Raw genomic sequence first — 8,571 nt, forward strand, 5'->3', positions numbered from 1 at the left:
TATTTGAATAAATCGATTTCATGATCTCCAATATAAGAAATAATTAAATTTTTACAAACAAGAACATTAATTTTGGCTGGTTTAAATAGTTTTGTTAAGGCATATAAAGAAAGAACTGCTTCGTTTTTAAAAATATTTATTCTTGGTTTTTGGTCACTGTGTAAAAGTTTCTTTTTTGCCAAAGGATGAATTTTTAAAGAATCAATTATTTTAGTAAGTTGATCGATTGTTTTGCTATTAAAGTGATACCAAAGAATTTCATTGTTGGATGGAAGCAAAAATTCGTCAATTGTTTCGATAGAATGGTTTGTAATATTGTATCTCTCCAAATGAATTCTCCTTTTAATAAATTTCTAAAATAGTGTTGGCAAGAATAGGTAAATTATGTAATGCAAAAAACAAACTTTTAATTTAGGGTTTGTTCTTTTTTGGTTGTTGAAAAGGGAATGTGTTAATCATTTAATGAGAGGATGATTAAGAATTGAGGATAACTAATAAATTTGTATTTTTTTGGGGGGACAATGATATTTACTCGAACTTTTATTTTTTCCCTTTCAAACACCAAGGAATAGAATTCAAATGGTCAGAGCAAGCAATTATGTATCGAAAAGCAAATTTATTTGGTGCGAAAAAAATTGCAGAACAAATATTAAAAGCTCAGACACCTAAACAATGTAAAGATTTAGGGGGAAGTAAAGTAATCCCTTTCGATGAAAGAACTTGGATGGCTAATCGTGAAATAATTTATGGGGATGTGTTATATGATAAATTTTCTAACCTCTAACTAAAATCTCAGCTACTAGCAACAGGCGATAAAATATTAGTTGAAGCTAGTCCGTTTGACAAGATTTGGGGTATTGGTATAGGAGAAAATGATAAACGAGCCGAAGACCCAAAAAAGTGGAAAGGACTAAACTTACTTGGGAAAGTTTTAATGGAAGTAAGAAGTAAATTATAATAATACGACTCAAATTAATTTAAAGATTGATATGGCATCTAATTTGATGGTTATTTTATTTTTTCGAAAAACAATCTTACACGTTATCTACAAATAAAAAAACAAACCTAATTCTAAAAGGTTTGTTTTTCACGGACTTATTTAATTTAATTTTTGAGTGTTCGATTCTTCAATATTTACTGTAGAGCCTGTAAATGATCTTTTTGGTAAGCTCCATTTATAATGTACAGACAATAGTCTAAGAATAACAATAGTAATGAATAAAATTAAAGTTTCAAAATTAGTATCAACAAATTTATTTCCAATTAATACACCTACAAGTATTGCCCAAAAAGCATATACTTCTGAATGTAATACCATTGGTTTTCTTTTTGCAAGTAAGTCTCGCACGATTCCGCCACCGATTCCTGTTAAAACAGCAGCTACGATTACAGCACTAACAGGTAGTTTTAATTCGATCGCATAGTTTGCACCAAGAATTGCAAAAGCGGATAAACCGATTGAATCGAATAGAATATCAAGTTTTTTGAATGGTTTATTTGATAATTGCGGAAAGAAAAAGATAATCGTCATAGCAACTAACGCAATTGTAAAATTTGTTGTTTGATTCCATAAAAAGTTGATTGGATAACCTATTAATAAATTACGTAATGCACCGCCACCAAAGGCTGTAGCAAAACCTAGAATATAGACGCCAAATAAATCATAGTCTTCTTCCATAGCAACTACTGCACCACTTAATGCAAAGGAAATAGTACCAATAATGCCAAATAAATCCCATGTTTCCAAAAAGCAATTCCCCCGCCCTGAATAAAAAGATGAAAAATAGTCCAGATATCATTATAATAAAGAGACAGTTAAGAGTAAAGAAGATTTAATTGCTTACAATTGGTTAATAGAAAAGGTGGAATTTTGTGTCGAATGAATTAAGAGAAAAAGCCATTTTAGTTGGATGTCAGCTTCAAAATGTTGATGATGATCGTTTTAATTATTCGTTGGACGAGTTAGCATCACTTACGAAAACTGCAAATGGAGAGGTCGTTTTAATTACCTCACAAAAAAGAACGAAATATCATCCAGCATTATACATAGGAACAGGTAAAGTAGAAGAATTAGAAGCGGCTATTGCAGAGCTAGAACCGGATGTTGTTATTTTTAACAATGAATTAACGCCTTCTCAAATTCGTAATTTATCTGCTAGATTAGAAAAAAGGGTAATTGACCGCACGCAATTAATTTTAGACATATTCGCACAGCGCGCAAAAACAAAAGAAGGTAAATTACAGGTTGAATTAGCGCAGTTACAATATTTAATGCCGAGATTAGTAGGTCAAGGAACTGAACTATCTAGACTAGGTGGAGGTATTGGGACAAGAGGACCTGGTGAAACAAAGCTAGAATCTGATCGTCGACATATTCGCAAACGAATTGATGATATTAAACAGCAATTAAACATAATCGTTGAACATCGTAAGCGTTATCGTGAGAGACGTAAGAAAAATGAAATGTTCCATATTTCGTTAGTAGGTTATACAAACGCAGGAAAATCAACATTATTTAACCGATTAACTAAATCGGATGTGTATGAACAAGATTTACTGTTTGCGACATTAGATCCTACTACTAGAAAATTTGTTTTATCAAATGGTATGACAACGTTACTAACTGATACAGTAGGGTTTATTCAAGATTTACCAACTTCACTTATTGCGGCTTTTCGTTCGACTCTTGAAGAGGCAACAGAAGCTGACTTTATACTTCATGTAGTCGATGCTTCTCATGAAAATTATAAAAGTCATGAAGTAACAGTTTCTAAATTACTGAATGATTTAGATGTTGAAAATATTCCAATGTTAACAGTCTATAATAAAATAGATCAAGTTCATGAGGATTTTGTGCCATCACCATCTGAAGGTTTTATTGAAATGAGTGCTTTAAATGAAGATGATTTAGGAAAATTGCGTCAAAGAATTGAATTCGAATGTAAACAGTATATGGAATATTTTGAAGCGTTCGTACCGGCATATGAAGGAAAATTGATTCATGAAATCAAAAAACTAACGATGATTGAATCAATTACATTTAATGAAGAAACTGAAATCTATCAAATAACTGGATATGTTTTTAAAGAACATTCAATTTATGATACTGTAAAAAGATATAGAATGTATAAGGAGCAATAATCAATGCTAGAATTATTATCAAACGGGGAAAAAATTGCACCATTAGTTGCTACGGTAGAAGAATTAATATCCGAGGCACATAAAGAAATAGACGAAGTAATTGAATACAATCAATTTAAAGTTTTACAAAGTTTTCGAAAACATAAAGTGAGCGATAGTCATTTTATTCCTTCTACTGGTTATGGTTATGACGATATAGGAAGAGATACGTTAGAAGAAATTTTTGCCGATGTATTAGGTGGAGAGGCTGGATTAGTTCGACCACAAATCATTTCAGGTACTCATGCAATCTCGACAGCATTATTTGGGGTTTTACGACCAGGTGATGAGCTTTTATACATTACTGGAAAGCCATACGATACATTAGAAGAAATAGTAGGCATTCGCGGTGAAAGTGGTAATGGCTCATTAAAAGACTTTGGAATAGGTTATGAATCAATTGAATTAGTAAACGATGAACGTATTAATTATGAAAAAGTTGCAAATCGAATGACAAGCAATACAAAAGTGATCGGTATTCAACGATCAAAAGGATACGGGACAAGACCTTCGTTTACAATTGAACAAATTAAAGAAATGATTGATTTTGTAAAAGAAATTGATCCGAATGTAATAGTTTTTGTTGATAACTGCTACGGAGAATTTGTTGAAAAACAAGAGCCTTGCCATGTAGGTGCTGATTTAATGGCTGGTTCATTAATTAAGAACCCAGGTGGTGGACTTGCGAAAACAGGTGGTTATATCGTAGGACGAAAAGATCTAGTTGAGAAATGTGGATATCGTTTAACATCTCCTGGAATCGGAAGAGAAGCGGGTGCTTCTTTGTATGCTTTACAAGATATGTATCAAGGATTTTTCATGGCTCCGCATATTACTGGTCAAGCATTAAAGGGAGCATTATTTACTGCTGCATTTTTAGAAAAGCTAGGAATGAACACAAACCCTTCATGGGACGCAGTTAGAACAGATTTAATTCAATCTGTACAATTTGACGATAAAGAGAAAATGATTGCATTTTGTCAGGCAATTCAAGCTGCTTCACCAATCAATGCTCATTTCACGCCAACGGCAAACTATATGCCAGGATACGTTGATGATGTCATTATGGCTGCAGGGACTTTCATTCAAGGTGCAAGTATTGAATTAACTGCAGACGGTCCAATCAGAGCGCCATATGTTGCATATATACAAGGTGGTTTAACGTATGCTCATGTGAAAATTGCAATTTGTTCGGCGGTCAACTCATTAATCGAAAAAAACCTATTAGAAATTTAAAACAAAATAGCTCATGACATGTTCGTCATGAGCTATTTTATTTATGAAAATAATTGGGGACTTACTTTCATAATGATGAAGGTTCTTTCTATATATCTATATTACATCTTAATTCTTAAATTAACCTTAACATTAACGTTAAAATTACATAATATTTATTTAATCTTGCGTTAATAAAATGGGTGTGCCAGTATATAGAGGTTACGAAATTATTAAAACTGAGCAATTTACGGAGGCTATATAATGGAAAATCTACCTAATTGTCCTAAATGTAATTCAGCATATACATACGAAGATGGAAATCTTTTAAACTGTCCGGAATGCGGCTTCGAATGGACTCTAGAAACAGAAAATTCAAATGAAGAAACAAAAGTAGTAAAGGATGCCAACGGAAATGTTTTAAACGATGGAGATTCGGTTACAGTCATAAAAGATTTAAAAGTAAAAGGTACATCACTTGTCGTTAAAATTGGAACAAAAGTGAAAAGTATACGATTAGTAGAGGGCGATCATGATATAGATTGCAAAATTGAAGGCTTTGGTGCGATGAAATTGAAGTCAGGGTTTGTTAAAAAAGTCTAGATTTGAAATTAACTAAGTATAAATTAAAACAAGAGAAGGAGGAAACCTTCTCTTATTTTTTTAATTTTCATTTCCAATAGTAAGATTAAGGTTAATCAGTCGACGAAGGGGTATTGTTTGAACTGAACCTTTGTTTCACAATCGAATCCAGCTTTTTTATGAATTTTTTAAAACCGAAACCTACTATAAAAGAAATGCTAATTTGTGCATAGACTGAATTTGGGTTTTTTGTAAAATCAATAGCCAGCAACCCACTATTGATTAAAGTGATTGTCATCACTGCTGTACCGGTTGCAAATATCGGGTAAAAAACATACATGATCCACTCCCTAGGATCTGTCAGTTTATTTGCCATAAATCGAGTACAAAAATGATACAAATGAAATAATGAACCGCCAATTGCCCCAGCAAAGAAATAATAAAGAAAATAATTGAGACCGTGAATACGCTCAGAATATATTTCTCCGTAATTGTACCAAGTTATTCCAGCCAAAAGAAAGCTACCGAAAAAGAGCACACATAAATAGGTTAGAATAAATACTTTTTGTTGTTTGTTCATGACTTCCCCTCCTAGTATAACCGTATGCACCAAATAATGGTTTTTTGCAAAAAAGAAGCAAATGAAATGAAAGAATAGTAGAATCTAAACACAAATTTAAAGTAGAAATTGTATTAATTTTAAAAAAATAGTTTGATATAAATAGATATTTGTTAAAATAAAAGAGGTTTAATCAGAATGTAATTGATTAAAATTTCACGAAATAAAAGAAGGTGTATAAATGAAAAATAGAGCGCATAGTTTAGAAATGGATTTTGTAAATTCAAATGAAAAGCAAAAAATGCTATACAAGCGAACACTGTTAATTGTTAGCATTTCTCAAATTTTTGGTGGGGCAGGCTTAGCTGCAGGGGTTACAGTAGGAGCATTACTTGCCCAGCAAATGCTTGGTACAGATGCTTTTTCAGGTCTCCCTGCATCGCTTTTTACATTAGGTTCGGCAGGAGCGGCATTAATTGTTGGTAGGCTTTCTCAAAGATTCGGTCGACGAATCGGGCTTGCGTCAGGATTTTTTACAGGTGGACTTGGTGCAATCGGTGTAGTAATTGCAGCAATGACAAACAATCTAATTCTTTTATTTGCTTCACTACTGATTTATGGAGCAGGAACAGCAACTAATTTACAAGCAAGATACGCTGGAACAGATTTAGCAAATAGTAAGCAACGTGCAAAAGCAATTAGTATTGCCATGGTTTCTACAACTTTTGGTGCAGTTGCGGGTCCTAATTTAGTAGGACCAATGGGAAAATTTGCTGTTTCTATTGGTGTACCATCACTAGCAGGTCCGTTTATCTTATCCGCAACGGCTTTTATTTTAGCTGGAATTTTTCTTTTCGTTATGCTTAACCCAGACCCTTTATTAGTGGCTAAAATGATTGAGTCAAATAAAGCAAAACAAGTAGATGTCAAACAGACTTCACCAGTTGAAAGTATGAAAAACAATAGAGGAATTGCTGTAGGGGCAACGACAATGGTGCTTACACAAATAGTCATGGTTGCAATTATGACTATGACACCGGTGCATATGGAACACCATGGTCATGGGCTTAATGAGGTTGGTATAGTTATTGCGTTTCATATCGGCTCAATGTATCTACCATCCCTGATTACAGGAATTCTTGTTGATAAAATAGGTCGAACTGCGATGTCGATTGCATCAGGTGCTACTTTATTACTTGCAGGAGTATTAGCTGCATCGGCACCAAGTGATTCTATGATTCTACTAGTTGTTGCACTTTCATTATTAGGGTTAGGTTGGAACTTTGGGCTGATTAGTGGTACTGCTCAAATAGTTGATTCAACAGACTCTTCTACACGCGCGAAAACTCAAGGTACTGTAGATGTATTGATCGCCTTATCAGGGGCATCAGGTGGAGCGCTATCTGGAATGGTCGTCGCAAATTCGAGTTATGCAACATTATCATTGGCAGGTGGAATACTGTCCTTAGTCCTTATACCAGTCGTAATTTGGTCACGCAAAAGCAAAAAAGAGCATGAGCAAGGACTACAAATGTAAAAATGATTTTATAATTGAATTAAAATAGGAGCTGAGCAATCAGCTCCTATTTTCACAATTAGCAAATAGGGGGAAAATATGAGTAAAATTTTTGAAAATTTCATTCCATTACTATTTATAATGTTGGTTTTAACTAGTTGTACATTAAGTAAGAGCCCAAATAAAGATATTTTTAAATATAAAAATTCTTATATCGGTAATAACAGTGCTGTAGGAAATATCATTAAACAATTACCTAACAATAAAGAGTTTAAAAAAATGACACTTCAAACAAAAAAGAAGCCTTATGGAATGACTATTATATATGAGAAGATAAATGTTAACCCTAAAAACATAGTAATAAATAATGCAACATTCTTATTTGCTCTAATCAAAAATGTAGAATGGATCACTTTTGAATTTTCCGACAAAAAATATACTCTAACAAGACAGCAACTTAATGAATGGTATGGAAAAGATGTGCGTTCTTATACGAATGAAAATGACTTAGAAGAACTTATCCATACAAATTTAAAAGATAAAGACAAGGTTAATCAGCTTTTTATAAAATAATGCTTTATTAGTATGATAGAGTAATATAATGATATCTATAAATTTTAAAGGTGTTTATTTTGAAAAGTAACATTAGGCTAGATGAGTTCGCCTTTTATAAACTTAAACCATTAACGGACGAGATGATCATAAAGGCAGAAAAAAAGCTTAAAATTAAGCTGCCAAAAAAATACATAGAAATTCTCTAACAATAAAACGGGGGAGACATTAATTTTGATTCATTTCCTACATAAGTACCTACGTCTTGGGATGATGACCAAATTATAAAAATTCCCCCTAAGTTTGAAGTGGTTTTAATGGGTTTAACGAATTGATAATTTTTTAAATAGGCTGATTGAGAAGGTGTAGAAAAAGAGGTTCAAATCTATAAATAACTAGGAGAGCATCCAGCTGATTCAAAATTGATACTATATGATGAATAATATCTAGTATTAAAAAAATTAGCAGGAATTACTTTGTACGATGCCTTTGCAATTGGTGAGCGAATTCCAGAAAGTGTTATTAAAGATATTAATATTGCACTTATTTATGCGGAAAAATTGGGGGTTAAATCCATATGATGTTCACGGAAAAACAGATTGTGGAAAATACAAAAAATTTAAGGGTATAAATTCTGGAATAGTTTAACTATTAGTTATTTATACATGATATTATGAAAATGAAAGGTGGTGATATTGTGGTATGGTTTATTGTAATTGTAATTGTAATTATAGGTATAATACTTAAAATGAATAGCAGTTCTAACCAAAAAGAAGATAAACATTCTCCTGAAGAAATCATAGAAATTGCAGAATTCGAACTGAAATTCAGGTCAGAATTTGCAAAAAATAAAATGTTACTAAAGAGTGGTAAAATAACAGATAGACAATCAATGAAATGGTCAAAAAATTTATTAGAAGAACACAATGAAATTCAAAGAAAATACAATATAACAGAAGAAGAAATG

General features: G+C 32.4%; 9 protein-coding genes and 1 pseudogene. 7 read left to right on the plus strand and 3 right to left on the minus strand.

Annotated elements, in window-relative coordinates; translation table 11 throughout:
* Window positions 1-329: CorA family divalent cation transporter (locus ACFCYN_RS24285; protein WP_375952499.1), on the minus strand; the 329-nt coding region annotated here is incomplete at its 3' end.
* A 152-nt stretch (window positions 330-481) separates the two neighbouring features.
* Here ACFCYN_RS24285 and ACFCYN_RS24290 point away from each other — a divergent pair.
* A pseudogene (locus tag ACFCYN_RS24290) lies at window positions 482-958 on the plus strand (NADAR family protein).
* Window positions 959-1,099: 141 nt separating this feature from the next.
* On the opposite strand, the gene ACFCYN_RS24295 reads toward ACFCYN_RS24290, so the two are convergent.
* Window positions 1,100-1,747 (minus strand): trimeric intracellular cation channel family protein, encoded by a 648-nt coding sequence (locus ACFCYN_RS24295; RefSeq protein WP_216854171.1) that lies wholly within the window; start codon window positions 1,745-1,747, stop codon window positions 1,100-1,102.
* A gap of 125 nt (window positions 1,748-1,872) precedes the next feature.
* On the opposite strand from ACFCYN_RS24295, the gene hflX reads away from it, so the two are divergent.
* The 3 genes from hflX (at window position 1,873) to ACFCYN_RS24310 (ending at window position 4,998) form a co-directional block, all read left to right on the plus strand.
* Window positions 1,873-3,141, plus strand: coding sequence for a GTPase HflX (gene hflX, locus ACFCYN_RS24300; RefSeq protein ID WP_172445081.1), 1,269 nt, complete (start codon window positions 1,873-1,875; stop codon window positions 3,139-3,141).
* A gap of 3 nt (window positions 3,142-3,144) precedes the next feature.
* Window positions 3,145-4,416, plus strand: a complete 1,272-nt coding sequence (locus ACFCYN_RS24305; protein WP_375952503.1) for a methionine gamma-lyase family protein — start codon at window positions 3,145-3,147, stop codon at window positions 4,414-4,416.
* Window positions 4,417-4,659: 243 nt separating this feature from the next.
* Window positions 4,660-4,998 (plus strand): zinc ribbon domain-containing protein YjdM, encoded by a 339-nt coding sequence (locus tag ACFCYN_RS24310; protein ID WP_375952506.1) that lies wholly within the window; start codon window positions 4,660-4,662, stop codon window positions 4,996-4,998.
* A 91-nt stretch (window positions 4,999-5,089) separates the two neighbouring features.
* Here ACFCYN_RS24310 and ACFCYN_RS24315 read toward each other — a convergent pair whose 3' ends face one another.
* Complete coding sequence (locus ACFCYN_RS24315; RefSeq protein ID WP_375952509.1) at window positions 5,090-5,557, minus strand: hypothetical protein; 468 nt, start codon at window positions 5,555-5,557, stop codon at window positions 5,090-5,092.
* 220 nt (window positions 5,558-5,777) lie between these two features.
* Here ACFCYN_RS24315 and ACFCYN_RS24320 point away from each other — a divergent pair, with 220 nt between their 5' ends.
* The 3 genes from ACFCYN_RS24320 to ACFCYN_RS24330 all read left to right on the plus strand — a co-directional run.
* Window positions 5,778-7,073, plus strand: a complete 1,296-nt coding sequence (locus ACFCYN_RS24320) for an MFS transporter (RefSeq protein ID WP_172445077.1) — start codon at window positions 5,778-5,780, stop codon at window positions 7,071-7,073.
* A 78-nt stretch (window positions 7,074-7,151) separates the two neighbouring features.
* Complete coding sequence (locus ACFCYN_RS24325; protein WP_375952512.1) at window positions 7,152-7,625, plus strand: DUF4825 domain-containing protein; 474 nt, start codon at window positions 7,152-7,154, stop codon at window positions 7,623-7,625.
* A 676-nt stretch (window positions 7,626-8,301) separates the two neighbouring features.
* A partial coding sequence (locus ACFCYN_RS24330) for a hypothetical protein (protein ID WP_375952515.1) occupies window positions 8,302-8,571 on the plus strand: 270 nt, incomplete at its 3' end.

The sequence above is a fragment of the Gottfriedia sp. NPDC056225 genome (assembly GCF_042267765.1).
In the GTDB taxonomy this organism is placed as follows: Bacteria; Bacillota; Bacilli; order Bacillales; family Bacillaceae_G; genus Gottfriedia.